Origin of the sequence: Azospirillum sp. HJ39 (assembly GCF_041507355.1) — a bacterium.
GTDB lineage: Bacteria > Pseudomonadota > Alphaproteobacteria > Azospirillales > Azospirillaceae > Azospirillum > Azospirillum thiophilum.
This window is the reverse complement of record NZ_CP167905.1, coordinates 359,014-379,455: the sequence shown is the minus strand read 5'-3', so window position 1 is coordinate 379,455 and position 20,442 is coordinate 359,014. Positions and strand designations below refer to the sequence as shown.

Here is a 20,442-nt window from a genome sequence, read left to right as displayed (position 1 = left end):
ACGACGATGACCGCGACCATCCAGGCCCCGCCTGCTTCGGTGGAGCGCCACCAGCTGTATGAAGACGCGCTTGCCATGCTGATGGGCACGCTGTTCATCGCGCTGGGCATGCTGATCTATTCCAAGACGGTGCTGCTGACCGGCAGCACCGCCGGGCTGGCACTGCTGCTGAGCTATGTCACCAAGGTCCAGTTCGGCATCATCTTCTTCGTCATCAACCTGCCCTTCTACTGGCTGGCCTGGAAGCGGCTGGGATGGAAGTTCACCGCGCGCACCTTCATCGCCGTGGCGCTCGTGACGCTGTTCTCGCGCATGACAGACCAATGGGTGAGCTTCGCCCATCTCGACCCGGTCTATGCCACGGTGGTGGGTGGCGGCCTGTGCGGCACCGGGTTGCTGATGCTGTTCCGCCACCGCACCGGTCTGGGCGGTGTCAACATCCTGGCAATCTATCTACAGGAGCGCTACGGCATCCGCGCAGGCTATTTCCAACTCGGGGTCGATCTGGCGATCCTTGCCGGGGCATTCTTCGTGCTGACCCCGGACCGGCTGCTGCTTTCGGTGGTGGGAGCGATCATCGTCAACATGACGCTTGCTATCAACCACAGGCCAGGGCGCTATCTGGGCATGAGTTGACGGCAGGGCGGCCGCGGGCGTCGGATCAGCGCCCGCAGCAGGTCTTGTGCTTGCGCCCCGAACCGCAGGGACAGGGATCGTTGCGGCCGACCTTGACCACGCGGCGTGGCGGATCCTTTGGGTTCAGCACGCTGTCGACATACAGCCACCGCCCGTCGATCCGGCGGAAGCTGGACCGTTCATGCAATGGAAGTTCTTCCCCATCGCGCCTAAAGGTCAGGAAGAACTCGACTGTGGCACTGTCCTCCTCCTCCGCCGCCTTCATGATGGTCAAAGGTCCCCAATCGCACTCATCCGCCATCCGTTCGGCGTCGATGCGGCTGAAGGCGTCGCGGGTTTCCGGCGCGCAGGTCCGCTCGATATGGTCGATGTCACGGCGCACGAAAGCGGTGTAGCGGGAGCGCATCAGCGCTTCGGCGGTCGGTGCGGACAACCCCGCCAGGATGGGGCCGCAGCATTGGTCGAACGCGCGGTCGGAACCGCAGGGGCAGACGGACATCGTGAAACAAATCCTCTAACGATCATCGGAAGCGAACTGTTCGCACAGTGTCGCCGAAAGGCCCACCGTGATCTGAATGCCAATATTCAGATCAGGTACAGATAGCGTCTGCATTATACCAAAGTCCATTCCGGATGAGTCCCGGGTGTGGTTCGGGTGGCGGGCGGTATGATTGACGACAGGTGGGCGCAACGTCTAGATCCGCTTAGCAGAGCCGGGGATGTATCGCCGGTGAACGGGCAGATCGAGGACAAGATGTTGGGAGAGGGTCGGAGCCGCCGTTTCAGCCTGCTGTTGAGAAGGTTGGCGAGTCGCAATGCGGATGTGGCGATGATGCGGTTGCCCACTGCCCGCGCCATCCTGTTGCGTCTGGCCGCCGTCGCGCTGTTCATGGCGCTGGCAGTGGGTGGCGTCGCCTTCCTGGTCGAGGTGGAAATTGCCGACAGGCGGGTATCGGAACTCGCGAAGGAGGAATCCGCTGCCTTCCTTGCGGAAACCCGTGCGGCGCTTTCCGCCGGAGTCGACCATCCGGAGTTGGAGGCATCGTTGCGCCGATTCATGACCAGCCGCGGCGAATTGCGCCTGAACCATGGTGACGGCCGGTTCATCGTCGCCGAACTCTATTCGCCCGACCGGAAGAAGACTGCCGAATATGTCGCGCCCGGCGCGGAGTGGGCGGAAAGACGGTTGTCGGACACCCGGCATGGCTTTCCTGACGGCAATGAGTTCCTGTACGATCGGTTCACGCTGGATGGACATGTCTTCATCCAGACGATGGAAATCCTGTTCGATGCCGATGGGAAACTGCTCGGTTATTTCGAAAGCGTCTTCCAACTCTCTTCCCGTCGGTCGCGCGAGATCCTGCGGGATACGGTCACTGTCGTCGGCGTCTCCTCTCTCTCCGTACTCGGCACGGCGCTTGTCCTGCTACCCATCTTCGGTGCATTCAATCGGGGTGTCATAGGCTTGTCACGCGGATTGCTGGATGCCAATATCGGCATGCTGACGGCGCTTGGCAGTGCAATAGCTAAACGGGACAGCGATACCAACGCCCATAATTACCGTGTGACGGTGCTGGCAATCCGCCTGGCCGAGGCGCTGGGGTTGGACGATGCTGCGATCCGGCGCTTGGTGAAGGGCGCTTTCCTGCACGATGTCGGCAAAATCGCCATTCCCGACCGCATTCTGCTGAAGCCCGGCAAACTCGATGCCGAGGAATTCGCAGTTATGAAGACCCATGTCGTTCACGGACTCGATATCGTCGGTTCGTCCGAATGGCTGGTCGACGGAGCGGATGTGGTCGGCGGCCATCATGAGAAATTCGACGGATCGGGCTATCCGGCCGGGCTGAAGGGCGAGGCGATCCCGATCGCCGCCCGCATCTTCGCCGTGGCTGACGTGTTCGACGCACTGACCTCCCGCCGCCCTTACAAGGAGCCGATGTCCTTCGTAGCCGCAATGGACATCCTGCAAGCCGGGGCGGGCAATCATTTCGACCCTGCGGTCATGACCCGATTCACCATGATCGCCGCCGGATTGCATGACCGGCTGGTCGAACTCGGCGACGATGGGGTGCAGGACGAGCTTCGGCGGCTGGTCATCCGCTATTTCAAGCTCGCCTGACCGGTATCGGCGGCCGGCAGGATTCCATGCAGGAACAGGTCCACGGCCTTGTCGACGAAGATGTGGCGCTCCTCCTCCGTCGGTTCGGGGCAGAGTCCCAGCACCAGCGCGCAATAAGGGCCGCCCTGTAATGCGGCGAGGAATTGGCGGGCGGCAAAGACCGGATCGTCGGTGGAAATGACACCGCGGTCGGCCAACCGGGTGAACAGCGAGGCGAAATGGGCGATGCCCTGCTCCGGCCCTGCTCGGTAATAGAGCTGGGCCGCAACCGGCATCCGCATGGCTTCGCCCGCAACCGACTGGTGGACGCGGATCGCCGCTTCCGACCACAGCAGATCGACAAAACGGCGGCCGACCTGGATCAGGATATCGCGCAGCGGTAGCCCGTCGAACATCTCGGGTGTGAAGCGGATGCCCCGTCTCTCGCATTCAGCGGAGATCACCGCGGTGTAAAGCTCCTCCTTCGACGGGAAGCGGGTGTAGAGCGTGGTTTTGGATACCCGCGCCCGCTGCGCCACCAGATCCATCGAGGTGGCGGCATAGCCGAGTTCCAGAAACACCTCCCGCGCCGCGGCGATGATCTGCTCGGCTTTGGTATCCTGCGGAGCGGCCGGCTGTGGCGAATTCTGTTCGGATGACTGCACTGAACTGTACCGTTCACTCTTGACGTTGGACCGGAGCGATAGTAGGACAATATCAGTACGATACAGTTCAGTCCAGTGAGGAGACGTGGTATGGCCCGGTTCCGCGAAAGACGGTTTGCGCCCAGCATGACGGCGACGGTCGCCATGCTGGCGACAGCCGGCTTGCTCGTCGGCTGCAACGAGACGCAGTCGGCAGCCTCCGCACCGCAACAGGAAGTCCGGCCGGTTCGCGTTGCCACTGTGGCGCTTGAATCGCATTTGGACAGCGTGCGCTATCCGGCGGTGATCCGTCCGCGGGTGGAGGCCGATGTCGGCTTCCGTGTCGGCGGCAAGGTGACTTCAAGGCTGGTCGAGGTCGGCAGTCGCGTTGAACCCGGCATGCCGCTCGCCCGGCTCGATCCCACCGACCTTGACTTGCAGATCCGCGCCTCCCAGGCGCAATTGGCGTCCGCCCAGGCCGATGCGGCCAACGCGCGCAGCGATTTCCAGCGCTATGCCAGCCTGCGCCAGGGGGAATGGACCACAAGACAGGAATATGATCGCCGCAAGACCACGCTCGACAAGGCCGACTCCAAAGTGCACGAGGTGGAGGCACAATTGCGCGTCTTGAACAACTCCGCCCAATACGCCACGCTGCTGGCGGAAGAAGCCGGCGTCGTCACCGCGACGCTGATCGAACCGGGACAGGTGGTGGCGCAGGGCCAGACGGCATTGCGCATCGCCCGGCTTGGCACCATGGAGGCGGTGGCCAACATTCCCGAACAGCGGGTGGCCGCCCTGTCCGGCCAGACATTGTCGGTGGAGTTGTGGTCCGACCCCGGCCGCAGCATAGCCGGCACCTTGCGCGAGCTGTCGCCCAGCGCCGATGCCGACACCCGCACCTTCCAGGCCAAGATCGCGCTGTCCGATCCGCCGCCGACAGTCCAGTTGGGCATGACGGCGACCGTCACGGCGGCGGCCGGTCATGGGTCCTCCGTTGTCCGCCTGCCCTTGGGTGCATTGACCCAACATGAACAGGCTCCGGCTGTCTGGGTGCTGTCGGCCCCCGACAACCGACTGGAACTGCGCCCCGTAACGGTTGCCGCCTATGCGGGCGATCTGGCGCTGATCGGTGGTGGGCTGAAGGACGGTGAGCGCGTCGTCACCGCCGGAGTTCACAAGCTCGACGCCGGCCAGAAGGTCCGCGTCTGGACGGAGCCGGCGCGATGAACCATTCCCGCATGAACCTATCGGCCTGGGCGCTGGCGCACCGCACGCTCGTCCTGTTCATGATGCTCGCCAGCATCCTGGCCGGCGCGCTCGCGTACAAGACCTTGGGACGTGCGGAGGATCCATCCTTCACCTTCAAGGTGATGGTGGTTCGGACACAATGGCCCGGCGCCACCGCGCGCGAGGTCGAGCAGTTCGTCACCGACCGAATTGAGAAGAAGCTGGAGGAGGTGCCTTATTACGACGTCGCCCGCAGCTACTCCAAGCCGGGCGAGTCGGTGGTCTTCGTGCAGCTGAAGGACTACACCCCGCCGAAGATGGTGGCGGACCTGTGGTATCAGGTTCGCAAGAAAATCGGCGACATCCGTTATACTCTGCCAGACGGCGTGCTCGGTCCCTTTTTCAATGACGAGTTCGGTGACGTCTATTCCGCCATCTACGGTTTCATGGGCGAGGATTTCACTCCGGCGCAGCTGAAGAAGGTGGCGGAACAGGCGCGCGCGCGCCTGCTGAAACTACCGGGCGTCGAGAAGATCGACCTGATCGCCCCGCAGGAGGAGCGCGTCTATGTCGAGATCTCCAGCCAGCGGCTCGCCAGCTTCGGACTGCCGGTCGATTCGGTGATCCAGGCGCTGCAGCGCGAGAACGCCGTCGCTGCCGCCGGCGACATCGACACCGGGTCGCAGCGCGTCTATGTCCGCGTCGACCTCGGCCTCGACACCGCCGCCGCGGTGCGTGCGATCCCGGTGGAAAGCGGCGGCCGGCTGCTGACCATCGGCGACGTGGCCGAGGTCAAGCGGGGCTATGTCGAGCCGCGACGCTACACCCTGCGCTACAACGGCCGCGATGCCATCGGGCTTGGCATCGTGATGGCCAAGGGCGGCAACGTGCTGAAGCTCGGCGAGCAGCTCGGCGCCGCGATGGAGAAGGTCCGGGCGGAGTTGCCGGTTGGGCTGGAAGTGGCGCAGATCGCCGATCAGCCGACGGTCGTCGAACATTCGGTCGGCGAATTCATGGAATCTCTGGCCGAGGCGCTGGGCATCGTCATCCTGGTCAGCCTCGTCAGCCTGGGCTGGCGCACCGGCATCGTCGTGGCGCTGGCCGTGCCGCTGGTGCTGGCGATGACGCTGGTGGCGATGCAGATCCTGCACATCGACCTCCAGCGCATCTCGCTGGGCGCCCTGATCATCGCGCTCGGCCTGCTGGTGGACGACGCCATCATCGCGGTGGAGATGATGGTGGTGAAGATGGAACAGGGATGGGACCGGCTGAAGGCCGGCGCCTTCGCCTACACCTCCACTGCCTTCCCGATGCTGAGCGGTACCGTCGTCACCGCCGCCGGTTTCGTGCCGGTCGGTTTCGCCGCCTCGGCGGCCGGCGAATACACCAACTCGATCTTCTGGGTGGTGGCGCTGTCGCTGCTGCTGTCCTGGGTCGTCGCGGTGATCTTCACGCCCTATCTGGGCTGGCTGCTGTTGCCCAAGCCCAAGCATGTGGTGCCCGACGGGCACGAACTGGACATCTACGACACCAGGGCCTACCGCATCCTGCGCGGGATGATCGAGGCCTGCGTCCGGGCGCGCTGGGCCACCATCGGGGCCACGGCGGCGACCTTCGTCATCGCGCTGGTCGGCTTCGGCCATGTGCAGCAGCAATTCTTTCCGTCGGCCAGCCGGCCGGAACTGCTGATCGACATCCGGCTCGCCGAAGGATCTTCCTTCGAGGCGACGGCAGCCGAGGTGAAGCGGATGGAAGCGGCGCTGGCCAAGGATCCCGACGTGGATTACTGGGTCGCCTACACCGGCGGTGGCTCGCCGCGCTTCTACCTGCCGCTCGACCAGCAGCTTGAGACCGCCAACTTCGCCCAGTTCATGGTGATGACCAAGGGGTTGGAGGAGCGTGAGCATTTCATGCAGCGGCTGGAACCGACTCTGGAATCCGACTTCCCCGCCGCCCGCGTCCGCATCAGCCGGCTGGAGAACGGCCCGCCGGTCGGCTATCCGGTGCAGTTCCGTGTCACCGGCGAGGATCCGGCGACCATTCGCAAGATCGCCTATCAGGTGCGCGACACCATGCGTGCCCATTCCAACACCGCCAATGTTCATCTCGACTGGGACGAGATGTCCAAGCGGGTGCGGCTGGAGGTCGACACCGCCAAGGCCCGCGCGCTCGGCGTGTCGAAGCAGGACCTGTCCAATGCCCTGCAACTGCTGCTGAACGGTATGACGGTGACCCAGTATCGTGAAGGCACGGAGTTGATCGGCGTGCTGATGCGCACCACCCCCGACGAGCGGATGGACCTGTCGCGCCTGGGCGAGTTGAACATCCGCACCAGCCGCGGCACCACCGTCCCGTTGAGCCAGGTCGCCGGCGTCCGCTACGAGCTGGAGGAACCGGTGCTGTGGCGCCGGGCGCGCGAGACGACGATGACGGTCAAGGGCGACGTGACCGGCGGCCTGCAGGCCCCGGTGGTCAGCACCCAGCTGAACGGCCAGCTCGACACGCTCCGCGCCACCCTGCCCGTCGGCTACGCCATCACCATGGGCGGAGCCATCGAGGAAAGCGCCAAGGGCCAGGACTCCATCAACGCCATGATGCCGGTGATGCTGTTGATCATGGTCACCACGCTGATGCTGCAGTTGCAGAGCTTCTCGCGCGTGTTCATGGTGCTGCTGACCGCGCCGCTCGGGCTGATCGGCGTCACCGCCTCGCTGCTGCTGTTCAACCTGCCCTTCGGCTTCGTCGCCATGCTGGGCGTCATCGCGCTGGCCGGCATCATCATGCGCAACTCGGTGATCCTGGTGGATCAGATCGAGCAGGACATCCGCGGCGGCCGGTCCCGTTGGGACAGCATCGTTGAGGCGACGGTGCGCCGTGCCCGTCCCATCGCCCTGACAGCCGCCGCCGCCATCCTCGCCATGATCCCGCTGACGCAGAGCGTCTTCTGGGGGCCGATGGCGGTCGCCATCATGGGCGGTCTGGCCGGTGCGACGGTGCTGACGATCTTCTTCCTGCCTGCCCTCTACGCCGCCTGGTTCCGCGTCCCCCGTCCGGAAACGGAGGCGGTGGAGGAAGGCGGGATGGTGGAGGCCCTGCCGAAGCCGGCACTGGGAGATTGATGCCGGCCCTACTGCCGTCACCCTTGACCGTGGTCAAGGGTGACGGCGACGGCCCGTGCGAGTGTGCAGCCACAATCGATCTTCCGATTGCATCATCACCGCTGATGATATCTCCCGTACTGTACCCTTGCGCCCGGCGGATTTCGGTCCCCGGGCGCTATTTTTTTCGGAAAGGAGGGTAGAATCCCGTCCGGCCGGCGCTGCCGATGCACGTGGTCAGATGAAAAAGACCAGCGTTGTCAGCCCCAACAGTGGCACCAGGATGCCGCAGGACCACGCCATATAGCCGAAGAAGCTGGGCATGGCGACGCCGCGCTCTTCCGCGATGGCCTTGACCATGAAGTTGGGCGCATTGCCGATGTAGGTGTTGGCTCCCATGAACACCGCACCGGCAGAAATCGCAGTCAGCGTCAGCGCCATGTCGCTCATCAGGGTGTGCGCGTCGCCGCCGGCGGTGTTGAAGAAGATCAGATAGGTCGGGGCGTTGTCGAGGAAGCTGGACAGGATTCCGGTCGCCCAGAAATACGCAACCGGGTTGGGCGTTCCGTTGTCGTTCACTGCGGCGATGATGGCCCCAAGCGCACCGTCGGTGCCGGCCTTCAGGATGGCGATGGCCGGGATGATGGTCAGGAAGATCGCGGCGAACAGCTTCGCCACCTCCAGGATGGGACCCCAGCTGAAGCCGTTCATCCGCCGGCTCCTGGCGCTGGTCAGTGCCAGCGACAGGCCGGTGATGCCGAGCAGCAGCAGGTTCGAGACGATCGTCTCCAGCGGCACGGTGACATGGTACAGCGTGACACCGGTCCCCGGATGCCAGACGCCGCTCAGCAGCACCGCACCGACGATGGCGAGCAGCAGAAGAAGATTGACCGATCCTTCAATGCGGATCGGCTCGCGTTCGTGGACGCCTTCGATCAGCGGATGCTTGCCGGGATCGCGGGTGTGCAGGAACAGGTCCAGGCCGAAATAGATCACCAGCAGCAGGGCCGACAGGAAGGCCATCGGCGCCAGCAGATGAACCGTCGGCCAGAAGAAATCGACCCCTTTCAAAAACCCCAGGAACAGCGGTGGGTCGCCCAGCGGCGTCAGCGATCCACCGACATTCGAAACCAGGAAGATGAAGAACACGACGGTGTGGACCTTATGTCGGCGATGCTCGTTCGCGCGCAGCAGCGGGCGGATCAGCAGCATCGAGGCACCGGTTGTGCCCATCAGGCTGGCCAGCACCGTCCCCAGCGCCAGCCCCACCGTGTTCGCCAAAGGCGTCCCCACCAGCGACCCGACCAGCCGCACGCCCCCCGCCACCGTGAACAACGCCGTCAGCAGCACGATGAAGGGGATGTATTCCAGAAGCACCGTGTGCAGCAACTCATAGGTTGCCAGATCGGCGCCGTATGCCGCAGCGAAGGGAACCAGGAAAACCAGCGCCCAGAAGGCAGAGATCTTGCCGAAATGATGGTGCCAGACCATCGGCGCCACCAGTGGAAACAGGGCGATCGACAGCAGGATGCCGACGAAGGGCACCACCCAGAGGACACTCATCGACCGCCCGTCTAGATGCGGCGTGCCGCCATGTGCGATGTCGCCCGCCACTTCAGCAGCTAGGGCACCTTGCGAAGCCAGCATGACGACGCCGACGGCAAGCGCCGTGCCGATGACGGCAGGAAACAGGGGCATGGGGCGGCTGGGCATGGGGGAATTGATCATCGGTCCGGATGGTAGGCTGACGAAAGGAACGGGAGTATGCGGACTGACGCAGCGTAAGCCAAGCCGGAAGGGACGTTGACCAAACGAACTTTCGTAGGCGGGCGGCAAACTCTCACCGGCAGGCCCGCATCGCTACCGCTTGGTCCCGCACTCCCGTCCAGCCCGACAGCGGGCGGCATTCCGCGCCTGCGCACAGCCGGTGCTCACCGGTGAAGCCCGAGGCCGCCAGGGTGATGCCGTCCTCGGGAAGCGATCCGGACAGCGGAAGCGCAGGCGTCCAGACCAGCCAGCCGTCCGCCGACAGCTTCGCATCCGGTCCGGGTTCCATGCCTGCGCCGGTGCCGCGGATGCGAGCCTCCACCGGCCGCAGCCGACCGGCCTCGATGAACCAATGCTCGCGCCACTCGGTCTTCTCTATCGAGTGGGTCCATGACAAAATGAAATCCGTTCCCGGCAGCGACGCCAGCAGCGCGCCACCGAGAGCGAACAGGCAGAGGCCGCCCACCCTTACAGCGCCGCGGCGGCGGTGGTGAGGCTCCGGCGGCGGCGATGCTGCCAAAGCAGGAACAGGACGGTCAGGACGAAGCCCGCCTCGTCGGTGACCGGCAACGCCACGACGAACAGGAAGGCTGTCGCTGCGGCATAGATCCGGGCGAACAGCGGCAGCGGAGTCCAGAAGAAGCCGATGGTCGCCGCCCCCCACAGGGCGATGGCGATGCAGGCCTTGAAGACGATGTAGACGACAGCAGTCCAATCTTCGGTCTGCAACACCAGTGCCGGATCGTAAACCGCCATGAAGGGAACGACGTAGCCGGCCATGGCGATGCGCGTGGCGATGAAGCCGATCCTCATGTGGCCCACCCGCGCGATGGAAGAGGCGGCGAGCGCGGCAAGCGCCACCGGCGGCGTCAGGTCGGCCATGATGCCGAAATAGAAGACGAACATATGGCTGACGATCAGAGGCACGCCCATGGTCAGCAATGCCGGTGCCGCAATAGACGCGGTGATGATGTAGTTGGCGGTGGTCGGCAGACCGGTGCCCAATACGATGCAGGTCACCATCGTCAGCAGCAGCGCAGCCAGCAGGTTGCCGCCCGACAGGTTGACGATGGTGGTCGCGAAGCTGGAGGCGAGGCCCGTCAGCGTCATCATGCCGATCAGCACACCCACCAGGGCGCAGGCGACGCCCACTCCCACCGCATTCTTGGCACCGTCGGCGGTGCTGTTCACCACGAGGGCCAGCGTTTCCCGTCCACCCTTGAACAGCAGGCAGGGAACGATGAGCAACCCGACTATGGCGAAGGCCAAATGCTCGGTCCGCAGCCCCATGCGCCACAGTGCCGCAGCGATCAGGCCCAGCAGGATCCAGAAGCCGGCACGCAGCATCGTCGGGCCGATGGCGGTGACGACGGTGATTCCCAGGATCAGGGCGGCGGTTGCGGCGATGCCGATCACGCCTGCGAACAGCGGCGTGAAGCCGGAGAACAGCAGGTAGACCAGTGCCGCCAGCGGAAGGATCAGGTACCAGCCTTCTTTCAGGGCATGAAGGGCGCTGGGACATTCCTCCCGCGGCAGGCCGACGAGGTTGTGCCTGCCTGCCTCCAGATGGACCATCCAGAAGGCGCTGCCGAAATAGAGGATAGCGGGAATGGCAGCGGCCAGCGCCACCTCGCTATAGGGCACGCCGATGGTTTCCGCCATGATGAAGGCGGCGGCACCCATCACCGGAGGCATCAACTGGCCGCCCATGCTGGCCGTCGCCTCCACTGCACCGGCGAAGGCAGGCCGGTAGCCGAAGCGCATCATCAGCGGGATGGTGAATTGGCCGGTGGTCAGCACATTGGCGACGCCCGACCCGTTGATGGTCCCCATGAAGCCGGACGAGAAGACCGCGACTTTCGCCGGCCCGCCCTTGGAGTGGCCGACGAGGCCGAGTGAGACGTCGTTGAACAGGCGGATCATGCCGGCCCGTTCCAGGAAGGCACCGAAAAGGATGAACAGAAAGATGTAGGTTGCCGACACGAAGGTCGGCGTACCGTAGATGCCTTCGGTGGACAGGAACAGCGTGTCGATCACCTGATCGAAGCCGTAACCGCGATGGGCCAGCCCAAAGGGCAACTCGCGCCCGAACAGGGCATAGGGAACGAAGATGCCGCACAGGATCGGCAGTGCCAGCCCCATGATGCGGCGCGCTGCCTCGAACACCAGTGCCACGGCGACGCCGCCGACCATGATGTCGGTCATACTGGGATCGCCGGCCCGTTGGATAAGGTCGATCTCGAACACGTAATGGTACAGGCCGATGGCAAAGCCTGTCAGCCCGAGGATCCAGTCGTACCGGGGCACACACCGGCGTTCGGAGGCCTTCCTCGCGCCGAACAGGGTAAAGGTCATCAGCATCAGGAAGCCGACATGGACCGACCGGACCACGACGGTGGACAGCGGGTTGAAGGCAGCCGTCCAGATCTGGAAAATGGAAAAGGCCACGGCGATGGCAAACACCGCCCGCCCGTCGAAGCCTTCGAAGGCGGTGACATGGGCGGGATTCTCACGGTCGATGGCTTGACGGATTTGGGCATCCGCCTTGTCTTTATGTGGATTCACGTCTGCGTTCCCCGTGGCCTGCATCCGCCCGTTACATCAGCCCCTTTTCCTTGTAGTATTTAATGGCGCCGGGATGCAGCGGGACCGGCGACTGGGTGGCGCTTTTGTCGAGCTTGATCTGCTTGGCGGCGACATGGGCGGCGGCCAGCGCATCGAGATTCTCGAACAGGGTCTTGGTCATGGCGTAGGCGGCATCGTCGGACACGCCGGAATGGCTGACCAACAGGTTGCGCACCGCGGCGGTCGGCACCGCCTCCGTCTGGCCGGGATAGGTGTTGGCGGGAATCGTCTCGACGATGTAGGCGGCGTCGCCGACCTTCTGCACGAGGTCCGCGGGGATGCTGACGACGGTCACCTCCTGGGAAGCGGACAGGTCCTTGATCGCCGCCACGCCCAGCCCGGCGGAAATCAGCGTCGCGTCGAGCTGCCGGTTCTTGATCAAATCCACCGATTCGCCGAAGGGCAGATATTCGGTCTTGGCGAAATCCTTGTAGGCGAGGCCGGCGGCGCCGAAGATTGCCCGCGCGTTCAGCTCCGTTCCCGACTTGGGCGCGCCGACCGACACGCGCTTGCCCTTCAGGTCGGCCAGCGTCTTGATGCCCGAGTCCTTGCTGGCGACGACCTGGATGTAGTTGGGATAGATGGCGGCGATGGTGCGCAGCTTCTCCAGCTTCTGCTTGAAGCCGACCTCCTCGTTGCCCTTCCAGGCGTCGCTCAACGAATCGCCGAGCGTGAAGCCGATCTCGCCGCGGCCGGCCTGGAGCAGGTTCAGGTTCTCCACCGATGCCTTGGTCGCCTGCGCCGTCACCTTTGCTCCCGGCAGAGCCTTGCCGTACACGTTGGAAAGCGCCACGCCCAGCGGGTAGTAGACGCCGCTGGTCCCGCCCGTCAGCACGGTGATGAAGGTTTCCGCCTTGGCCGGAATGGTGGCGAGACCGAGGCCGATGGCCGTGTACAACACCAAGGCGTGGCGTTTCATCATCTGGCGATTCATAGCGGCCCTCCCCATCATCGTTTCCGCGCCCGGGCTTTTGCCCAACGGCATGTTTCGTGTACCCACGTCGCGTGGGCAGCCCCAACCAACTGTAACGCGTCACAAAATTGCGCGCCAGTACGTACAATCCGATATAGATACCATTGGTTTCCCCTTCTTTTGGCCGAGGAACGCAGGACCTTCTTGACCTTCGTGGGCGGACACCCCCTATCCTTGTGGCGCAAGACCGCCGACCGAAGCGGACACCACCCCGCCCCCGACCTTCGGCGCGTCAGGCGAATGAGGAAAGCCGGAACGGCAAGCCGATCGACTGCAAGCCAGACTTCAGCCAGCGGGAGGTAATTCGATGTCCTGTACCGTTTCGATGACCGTCAACGGCAAGACGGTCTCGCGCGAGGTGGAGGAGCGCACCTTGCTCGTCGCCTTCCTTCGCGAGCATCTGGGCCTGACGGGCACACATGTCGGCTGCGACACCAGCCAGTGCGGCGCCTGCGTCGTCCATGTCGACGGGCGTTCGGTGAAATCCTGCACCACGCTGGCCGTCCAGGCCAACGGCGCGACCGTCACCACCATTGAGGGGCTGGCGGCGGCGGACGGCACGCTGCATCCGATGCAGGCAGCCTTCCGCGAGCATCACGGGTTGCAATGCGGCTTCTGCACGCCGGGCATGGTGATGAGCGCGGTCGATCTGGTCCGCGAGACCCCCAACCCGACCGAAGCCGAGATCCGCGAAGGGCTGGAGGGTAACATCTGCCGTTGCACCGGCTATCACAACATCGTCAAGGCGGTGATGGCCGGGGCCGAAGCGATGGCCGGAACGATTGTTACGACGCAGCCGACTGCGGCAGCGGCTGAATAACGGCGCTCCTGCGCCAAGAAAAATTAGGCAATTCCGCATCTTACGCGTTCCTGTGGGAGGAAACACGAGATGGCGAACCCCAATGGCATCGGCGCCTCGGTGCGCCGGCGCGAAGACCAGCGCTTTCTGACCGGCCGTGGCAACTACACCGACGATTTCAAGCGCCTGAACATGACCCATGCGGTCCATGTTCGCTCCTCCTATGCCCACGCCCGCATCCTTGGCATCGACGTCACGGATGCGTTGGCGATGCCGGGGGTGGTTGCCGTGCTGACCGGGGCAGACATGGAGGCCGACAAGGTCGGCAGCCTACCCTGCGGCTGGCAGATCCATTCCAAGGACGGCTCGCCGATGAAGGAGCCGCCGCATTATCCGCTGGCGCGCGACCGGGTGCGCTATGTCGGCGACGCAGTTGCGGTGGTCATCGCCGAGACCCGCGAGCAGGCGCGCGACGCCGCCGAGATGGTGGTGGTCGATTACGAGGAACTGCCGGCCGCTGGCTCGTCCACCCGCGCCATCGACGGCGGGGCTCCGCTGGTGCATGACGATGCGCCGGGCAACGTCTGCTACGACTGGCATCTGGGCGACAAGGCGGCGGTCGATGCGGCCTTCGCCCAGGCGGCCCATGTCGCCAGGATCGACCTGATCAACCAGCGGCTGGTTCCCAACGCGATGGAGCCGCGGGCGGCGCTGGGCGAATACGACCAGTCGGACGGCGAATACACCCTGACCACCACCAGCCAGAACCCGCACGTCACCCGCCTGCTGATGGGCGCCTTCGTTCTGGGCATTCCCGAACACAAGCTGCGCGTGGTGGCCCCTGACGTCGGCGGCGGATTCGGGTCGAAGATCTTCCATTACGGCGAGGAGGCCGTCGTCACCTGGGCGGCGCGCAAGGTAGGCCGGCCGGTTAAATGGACAGCCGACCGCTCGGAAAGCTTCCTAACCGACGCCCATGGGCGCGACCATGTCAGCCATGCCGAACTGGCGATGGATGCGGACGGCAACTTCCTGGCGCTGCGCGTCTCCACCCTGGCCAATCTCGGCGCCTACCTGTCGACCTTCGCGCCGTCGATTCCGACCTACCTGTACGCCACCCTGCTGGCCGGCCAATACAAGACCCCGGCGATCTATGCCGAGGTGAAGGCGGTCTTCACCAACACCGCCCCCGTCGACGCCTATCGTGGTGCCGGCCGGCCAGAGGCCTGCTACCTGATCGAGCGGCTGGTGGACGTCGCCGCCGGCGTGGTCGGCATGGATCGGACCGAGATCCGCCGCCGCAATTTCGTGCCGAAGGAGGCGATGCCCTACCAGACCCCCGTCGCCCTGCAATACGACACCGGCGACTTCGCCAAGAATCTCGACATCGCCCTGCCACTGGTCGATTACCCCGGCTTCGAGCAGCGCCGCGCCGAATCCAAGGCGCGCGGCAAGCTGCGCGGCATCGGTTTCGCCACCTACATCGAGGCCTGCGGCATCGCGCCGAGCAACGTCGCGGGCGCGCTCGGAGCTCGCGCAGGACTTTATGAATGTGCAGAAGTCCGTTTCCATCCAACGGGTTCGGTGACGGTCTTCACCGGCTCCCATAGCCATGGCCAGGGCCATGAGACCACCTTCGCCCAGATCGTGGCCGAGCGATTCGGCATCCCGATCGAGAATGTTGAGATCGTCCACGGCGACACCAACAAGATTCCCTTCGGCATGGGCACCTACGGCTCGCGCTCACTGGCGGTCGGCGGCTCGGCGCTGGTAAAGGCGATGGACAAGGTGGAGCGCAAGGCGCGGAAGATTGCCGCCCACATGCTTGAGGCGGCGGAAACCGATATCGAGGTGAAGGACGGCCGATTCACGGTCGCCGGCACCGACAAGAGCCTGGGCATCGGCGATATCGCGCTGCAAGCCTATGTCCCGCACAATTTCCCGCTGGACGAGCTGGAGCCGGGCCTGGACGAGCAGGCCTTCTACGATCCCAAGAACTTCACCTATCCCAACGGCTGCCATGTCTGTGAGCTGGAGATCGATCCCGACACCGGTGTCACTACCATCGTCAGCTTCGCGGCGGTGGACGATTTCGGCAACGTCATCAACCCGCTGATCGTCGAGGGGCAGGTGCATGGCGGCCTCGTCCAGGGCATCGGACAGGCGCTGTACGAGAACTGCGTCTATGACGAGGAGTCGGGCCAGCTCGTCACCGGCTCCTACATGGACTATTGCATGCCGCGGGCGGACGATGTCCCATCCTTTACGGTGCGCTATCACGAGGATCAGCCCTGCACCCACAACCCCTTGGGCGTGAAGGGCTGCGGCGAGGCCGGGACCATCGGCGCAGCCGCGGCGGTGATGAACGCGGTGGTGGACGCGCTGGCGGATTATGGCATCGCCCACATGGACATGCCGGCGACGCCGGAAAAGGTCTGGCGGGTGATCCGGGATGCCACACCCGCCCCCGCCATGGCGGCGGAATAGACGGCCGAAGAAGAAGGAGGCTAGAGAATGTACGCGTTCACGTACCAACGGCCGACATCGCTGACCGACGCGGCGGCCGCGATCCAGGCGGAGGATGCCAAGCTGCTCGGCGGCGGCCAGACGCTGCTGCCGACGCTGAAACAGCGCCTCGCCCGACCGACCGAGCTGATCGACCTCGGCGCCATTGCGGAGCTGAAGGGCATCCGTGAAGTCGACGGCGGGCTCGAGATCGGCGCCTTCACCCGCCATGCCGAGGTTGCCCATTCCGACCTCGTCAAGCGGGCGATCCCGGCGCTGGCCAGCCTTGCCGAGGGCATCGGCGACCGGCAGGTCCGCAACATGGGCACGCTCGGCGGCTCCATCGCCAATGCCGACCCGTCGGCCGACTATCCGTCGGCGGTTGTGGCGCTGAAATCGGTGGTGACCACCGACCGTCGCAGCATTTCCGGCGACGATTTCTTCACCGGCATGTTCGAAACCGCGCTGGAGCCGGGCGAGATCGTCAAGTCCGTGCGCTTTTCCCGTCCCGACACGGCGGCCTACGCCAAGTTCCGCAACCCGGCCAGCCGCTACGCCATCGTCGGCGTCTTCGTCGCCCGGTTCGGGGCGGAGGTGCGGGTGGCGGTGACCGGGGCCGCCGGTTCGGTCTTCCGGGCGGATACGTTCGAGGCGGCGCTTGCCGCCGACTTCCGGGCGGAGGCGCTGAACGGCCTGTCGGTGGAGGCCGACGGTCTGAACGCCGACATCCACGCCAGCGCCGACTACCGCGCCCATCTCGTCACCGTGATGGCCAAGCGGGCGGTGCAGGCGGCATGATCAGGTTCCCACTTCCGCTCGCGTTCAGACGGGGGCGGAAGTGGGCATTCGTCGTCCACTTCCAGAGCGCTCGATGACCACAGCCCTTCCCGCCTCCGTCGATGAAACGCTGGCGCTCCTCACCCGCGGCAACTATGTCGCCGACCGCTCGCTGGCGACCGCGCTGTTCCTCGCGCTGAAGCTGAAGCGCCCGCTGTTCCTGGAGGGAGAGGCTGGAGTCGGCAAGACGGAGATCGCCAAGGTCCTGTCGGCGACGCTCGGCCGCAAGCTGCTGCGGCTGCAATGCTATGAAGGATTGGATGCGTCGTCCGCCGTCTATGAGTGGAACTATGCCCGCCAGATGATGGAAATCCGGTTGGCCGAGGCATCGGGCGGCCAGGATCGGGAGTCGTTGGCTTCCGACCTGTTTTCCGAACGCTTCCTGGTCAAGCGCCCGCTGCTGCAGGCGTTGGAGCCGGACCTTGCCGGCCCGCCGGTGCTGCTGATCGACGAGTTGGACCGCACCGACGAACCGTTCGAGGCTTATCTGCTCGAGATCCTGTCCGACTATCAGGTCTCGATCCCGGAATTCGGCACCGTCCATGCGCCGGAGCCGCCCATCGTCATCCTCACCTCCAACCGCACGCGCGAAATCCATGACGCGCTGAAACGCCGCTGCTTCTATCACTGGGTCGATTACCCCGGGGCCGCGCGGGAGCGGGAGATCGTGGCGGTGAAGGCGCCGCAGGCCGATGCGCGGCTGGCGGCGCAGGTGGTGGGGTTCGTTCAGACCCTGCGTGGCATGGACCTCTACAAGGCGCCGGGCGTGGCGGAAACGCTGGATTGGGCGCAGGCCCTGGTGGAGCTGAACCAGCTCGAACTGGAACCCTCCGTCATCAACGACACCCTGGGTACGCTGCTGAAATACCAGGACGACATCGGCCGCATCCAGGGCAGCGAGGCGGCGCGCATCCTGACCCAGGTCAAGACCGAGTTGGCCGCCACCACCGCGCGGTGACGCCGCCATGGAAGACGCCGCGCCGGATGGGCGCCTCACCCTCAACCTGATGCATTTCGCCCGCGCGCTGCGCGCCGCTGGCCTGCCGGTCGGGCCGGGCAAGGTGCTGCAGGCGGTCGAAGCGGTCGAGGCGGTGGGGCTGTCAAACCGCACCGACTTCTATTGGGCGCTTCACGCCATCTTCGTGAATCGCCACGACCAGAGCGAGCTGTTCGATCAGGCGTTCCATGTCTTCTGGCGCAATCCGGACATCCTGAAGCGGATGATGTCCCTGATGCTGCCGAAAGTGCGCACCGACGCCCCGCCCGACCGGCCGGAGATGGCCCAGCGCCTCTCCGAGGCTCTGCATGGCGTCGGCACGGAACACGAGGAGCCGGAAAGGACCGAGATCGAACTCGACGCCGCCTTCACCGTGTCGGCGGCAGAGCGCCTGCAGGACAAGGATTTCGAGAAGATGACGGGCGAGGAGATGGTGCAGGCAAAGCGCCTGCTCTCACGCCTCGCGCTGCCGTTGGCGGAGATCACCACGCGGCGCTACCGGCCTGACCCGATGGGACCGCGTGTCGATCCGCGCGCCACCCTGCGGCGGATGCTGCGCAGCGGCGGCGAGTTGTCCGACCTTGCACGCAAGCGCCGCCGGACCCGGCCGCCGCCGCTGGTGGTGCTGTGCGACATCTCCGGCTCGATGACCCGCTATTCGCGGATGCTGCTGCATTTCATGCATGCGGTGACCAACGACCGCGACCGGGTCCATAGCTTCGTCTTCGGTACCCGGCTGACCAACATCACCCGCCATCTGCGGCACAAGGACGTCGACATGGCGCTGGATGCGGTGTCGGGGGCGGTCGCCGACTGGTCGGGCGGCACGCGGATCGGCACTGCATTGCACGCCTTCAACCGGACCTGGGCGCGCCGGGTGCTGGGCCAAGGAGCCTTGGTCCTTCTCATTACCGACGGGCTTGACAGGGATGCAGGGGAAGGGCTTGCGGCAGAGGCCGAACGGCTGCACAAAAGCTGTAGGCGGCTCGTCTGGCTGAATCCATTGCTGCGCTGGGAAGGCTTCGCGCCGAAATCCTCGGGCATCCGGGCGTTGCTGCCGCATGTGGACGATTTTCTTGCGGCCCACAGCCTGAACAGCCTCGCGGATCTGGCCGGAGCCCTGTCGGCCGGCGGTCCGCGTCGTAGCCCGGGCTTGCGCCGTTGGCTGAAGGAGGCGGCGGAATGAGCGACACCCTGATGGCGGACAACATCGTGGAGCAGGCGGCGTCATGGCGCGCAGCCGGCCGCAGGGTTGCCCTGGCGACCGTCGTGTCGACCTGGGGGTCGTCACCGCGGCCGGTCGGCAGCCAGATGGCGGTCGACGACCGCGGCTCCATGGCCGGTTCGGTGTCCGGTGGCTGCATCGAGAGCGCCGTCGCGCATGAGGCGGGCAAGACGATGGAGGATGGCGAACCGCGCCTGCTGTCCTTCGGCATCACCAATGAAATGGCCTGGGAAGTCGGGCTGGCCTGCGGCGGGCAGGTACAGGTCTATGTCGAGGCCGTGGAATGAAACGCGAGATTCTTGACCGCCTGCTGGCGGCGAAGGCCGCCGCCCTGCCGGCCGCCCTGGTGACCGACTTGAACAGCGGTCTACAGACCATCGTTTGTGAAGATACGGTCCATGGCAGCTTCGGGCTCGAACCCGACCTGCTTGACGAGGTGCGGCGGCGCATCCGGCAGGATCGGTCCGGCCTGTTGACCGATCCGCAGGACGAGGATGGGTTCCGTCTGTTCGTGCATGTCCACAATCCGGCGATGCGTCTGCTGATCGTCGGCGCGGTGCACATCGCCCAGGCGCTGGCCCCGCTGGCGGCGCTGACCGGCTACGACGTGACGGTGGTCGACCCGCGCGGCGCCTTTGCGACCGAGGCTCGCTTCCCCGGCGTGAAGCTGAACGGGTTGTGGCCGGACGAGGCTTTGACCGAGTTGAAGCCCGACGTCCGAACCGCCGTGGTCACCCTGACCCACGACCCCAAACTGGACGATCCGGCGCTGATTGCAGCACTGCGTTCGCCGGCCTTCTATGTCGGCGCGCTGGGCAGCAAGCGCACCCACGCGCTGCGGCTCGATCGTCTGCGCGACGAAGGTCTGAGCGAAGCCGAGGTCAAGCGCATCCGCGGCCCCGTCGGACTGTCCATCGGTGCCGTTACCCCGGCTGAGATCGCCCTGTCGATCATGGGGCAGATCACCTGCGTGCGGCGGGGGGAGAATCATCCCTGCTGAGGGGC

At 65.2% G+C, this 20,442-nt stretch carries 17 protein-coding genes; 11 read left to right on the top strand and 6 right to left on the bottom strand.

The window, feature by feature from the left end; translation table 11 throughout:
* The first annotated feature begins 6 nt into the window (after nt 1-6).
* Entirely contained in the window at nt 7-636 is a 630-nt protein-coding gene (locus ABMY26_RS02335; protein ID WP_372394862.1) for a YitT family protein, read from the top strand.
* A gap of 25 nt (nt 637-661) precedes the next feature.
* Here ABMY26_RS02335 and ABMY26_RS02330 read toward each other — a convergent pair whose 3' ends face one another.
* Nucleotides 662-1,135 (bottom strand): YchJ family protein, encoded by a 474-nt coding sequence (locus ABMY26_RS02330; protein WP_372394861.1) that lies wholly within the window; start codon nt 1,133-1,135, stop codon nt 662-664.
* 231 nt (nt 1,136-1,366) lie between these two features.
* Between ABMY26_RS02330 and ABMY26_RS02325 the strand changes: the two genes are divergently transcribed.
* Nucleotides 1,367-2,758, top strand: coding sequence for an HD-GYP domain-containing protein (locus ABMY26_RS02325; RefSeq protein ID WP_372394860.1), 1,392 nt, complete (start codon nt 1,367-1,369; stop codon nt 2,756-2,758).
* Here ABMY26_RS02325 and ABMY26_RS02320 read toward each other — a convergent pair.
* Nucleotides 2,740-3,402, bottom strand: a complete 663-nt coding sequence (locus tag ABMY26_RS02320) for a TetR/AcrR family transcriptional regulator (protein ID WP_372394859.1) — start codon at nt 3,400-3,402, stop codon at nt 2,740-2,742. The two genes, ABMY26_RS02325 and ABMY26_RS02320, sit on opposite strands and share 19 nt — an antisense overlap.
* Nucleotides 3,403-3,528: 126 nt before the next feature.
* Here ABMY26_RS02320 and ABMY26_RS02315 point away from each other — a divergent pair, with 126 nt between their 5' ends.
* On the top strand, nt 3,529-4,611 hold the full coding sequence (locus tag ABMY26_RS02315) for an efflux RND transporter periplasmic adaptor subunit (protein WP_372394858.1): 1,083 nt from the start codon (nt 3,529-3,531) through the stop codon (nt 4,609-4,611).
* Nucleotides 4,608-7,730, top strand: a complete 3,123-nt coding sequence (locus ABMY26_RS02310; protein WP_372394857.1) for an efflux RND transporter permease subunit — start codon at nt 4,608-4,610, stop codon at nt 7,728-7,730. Before ABMY26_RS02315 ends, ABMY26_RS02310 begins: the two co-directional genes overlap by 4 nt.
* 216 nt (nt 7,731-7,946) lie before the next feature.
* Here ABMY26_RS02310 and ABMY26_RS02305 read toward each other — a convergent pair whose 3' ends face one another.
* The 4 genes from ABMY26_RS02305 to ABMY26_RS02290 all read right to left on the bottom strand — a co-directional run bounded on the left by ABMY26_RS02305 (nt 7,947) and on the right by ABMY26_RS02290 (nt 13,035).
* A complete protein-coding gene (locus ABMY26_RS02305; protein WP_372394856.1) occupies nt 7,947-9,437 on the bottom strand; it encodes a sodium:proton antiporter in 1,491 nt (496 codons plus the stop codon).
* A 112-nt stretch (nt 9,438-9,549) separates the two neighbouring features.
* Nucleotides 9,550-9,942: a DUF1850 domain-containing protein gene (locus ABMY26_RS02300; protein WP_372394855.1), complete on the bottom strand. Its 393-nt coding sequence runs from the start codon at nt 9,940-9,942 to the stop codon at nt 9,550-9,552.
* 2 nt (nt 9,943-9,944) lie between these two features.
* Nucleotides 9,945-12,041: a TRAP transporter permease gene (locus ABMY26_RS02295; protein WP_372394854.1), complete on the bottom strand. Its 2,097-nt coding sequence runs from the start codon at nt 12,039-12,041 to the stop codon at nt 9,945-9,947.
* A 31-nt stretch (nt 12,042-12,072) separates the two neighbouring features.
* Entirely contained in the window at nt 12,073-13,035 is a 963-nt protein-coding gene (locus ABMY26_RS02290; protein WP_372394853.1) for a TAXI family TRAP transporter solute-binding subunit, read from the bottom strand.
* A 346-nt stretch (nt 13,036-13,381) separates the two neighbouring features.
* Between ABMY26_RS02290 and ABMY26_RS02285 the strand changes: the two genes are divergently transcribed.
* From ABMY26_RS02285 to ABMY26_RS02255, 7 genes are all read left to right on the top strand, one after another.
* Nucleotides 13,382-13,894: a (2Fe-2S)-binding protein gene (locus ABMY26_RS02285; RefSeq protein ID WP_372394852.1), complete on the top strand. Its 513-nt coding sequence runs from the start codon at nt 13,382-13,384 to the stop codon at nt 13,892-13,894.
* A 69-nt stretch (nt 13,895-13,963) separates the two neighbouring features.
* Nucleotides 13,964-16,360 (top strand): xanthine dehydrogenase family protein molybdopterin-binding subunit, encoded by a 2,397-nt coding sequence (locus tag ABMY26_RS02280; protein WP_372394851.1) that lies wholly within the window; start codon nt 13,964-13,966, stop codon nt 16,358-16,360.
* Nucleotides 16,361-16,387: 27 nt separating this feature from the next.
* Nucleotides 16,388-17,176 (top strand): xanthine dehydrogenase family protein subunit M, encoded by a 789-nt coding sequence (locus ABMY26_RS02275; protein WP_372394850.1) that lies wholly within the window; start codon nt 16,388-16,390, stop codon nt 17,174-17,176.
* A gap of 73 nt (nt 17,177-17,249) precedes the next feature.
* Nucleotides 17,250-18,173: an AAA family ATPase gene (locus ABMY26_RS02270; protein WP_372394849.1), complete on the top strand. Its 924-nt coding sequence runs from the start codon at nt 17,250-17,252 to the stop codon at nt 18,171-18,173.
* Between the two features lie 7 nt (nt 18,174-18,180).
* Nucleotides 18,181-19,398, top strand: a complete 1,218-nt coding sequence (locus ABMY26_RS02265) for a VWA domain-containing protein (protein WP_372394848.1) — start codon at nt 18,181-18,183, stop codon at nt 19,396-19,398.
* Nucleotides 19,395-19,724, top strand: a complete 330-nt coding sequence (locus tag ABMY26_RS02260) for an XdhC family protein (RefSeq protein ID WP_162492059.1) — start codon at nt 19,395-19,397, stop codon at nt 19,722-19,724. Before ABMY26_RS02265 ends, ABMY26_RS02260 begins: the two co-directional genes overlap by 4 nt.
* Nucleotides 19,721-20,437, top strand: coding sequence for an XdhC family protein (locus ABMY26_RS02255; RefSeq protein WP_372394847.1), 717 nt, complete (start codon nt 19,721-19,723; stop codon nt 20,435-20,437). Before ABMY26_RS02260 ends, ABMY26_RS02255 begins: the two co-directional genes overlap by 4 nt.
* Nucleotides 20,438-20,442 lie beyond the last annotated feature (5 nt).

Coding starts and splice junctions, on each gene's coding strand:
- ABMY26_RS02335 (WP_372394862.1), top strand. CDS start 7: ATGACCGCGACCATCCAGGCCCCGCCTGCTTCGGTGGAGCGCCACCAG.
- ABMY26_RS02330 (WP_372394861.1), bottom strand. CDS start 1,135: ATGTCCGTCTGCCCCTGCGGTTCCGACCGCGCGTTCGACCAATGCTGC.
- ABMY26_RS02315 (WP_372394858.1), top strand. CDS start 3,529: ATGACGGCGACGGTCGCCATGCTGGCGACAGCCGGCTTGCTCGTCGGC.
- ABMY26_RS02310 (WP_372394857.1), top strand. CDS start 4,608: ATGAACCATTCCCGCATGAACCTATCGGCCTGGGCGCTGGCGCACCGC.
- ABMY26_RS02305 (WP_372394856.1), bottom strand. CDS start 9,437: ATGATCAATTCCCCCATGCCCAGCCGCCCCATGCCCCTGTTTCCTGCC.
- ABMY26_RS02290 (WP_372394853.1), bottom strand. CDS start 13,035: ATGAATCGCCAGATGATGAAACGCCACGCCTTGGTGTTGTACACGGCC.
- ABMY26_RS02285 (WP_372394852.1), top strand. CDS start 13,382: ATGTCCTGTACCGTTTCGATGACCGTCAACGGCAAGACGGTCTCGCGC.
- ABMY26_RS02280 (WP_372394851.1), top strand. CDS start 13,964: ATGGCGAACCCCAATGGCATCGGCGCCTCGGTGCGCCGGCGCGAAGAC.
- ABMY26_RS02275 (WP_372394850.1), top strand. CDS start 16,388: ATGTACGCGTTCACGTACCAACGGCCGACATCGCTGACCGACGCGGCG.
- ABMY26_RS02270 (WP_372394849.1), top strand. CDS start 17,250: ATGACCACAGCCCTTCCCGCCTCCGTCGATGAAACGCTGGCGCTCCTC.
- ABMY26_RS02265 (WP_372394848.1), top strand. CDS start 18,181: ATGGAAGACGCCGCGCCGGATGGGCGCCTCACCCTCAACCTGATGCAT.
- ABMY26_RS02260 (WP_162492059.1), top strand. CDS start 19,395: ATGAGCGACACCCTGATGGCGGACAACATCGTGGAGCAGGCGGCGTCA.
- ABMY26_RS02255 (WP_372394847.1), top strand. CDS start 19,721: ATGAAACGCGAGATTCTTGACCGCCTGCTGGCGGCGAAGGCCGCCGCC.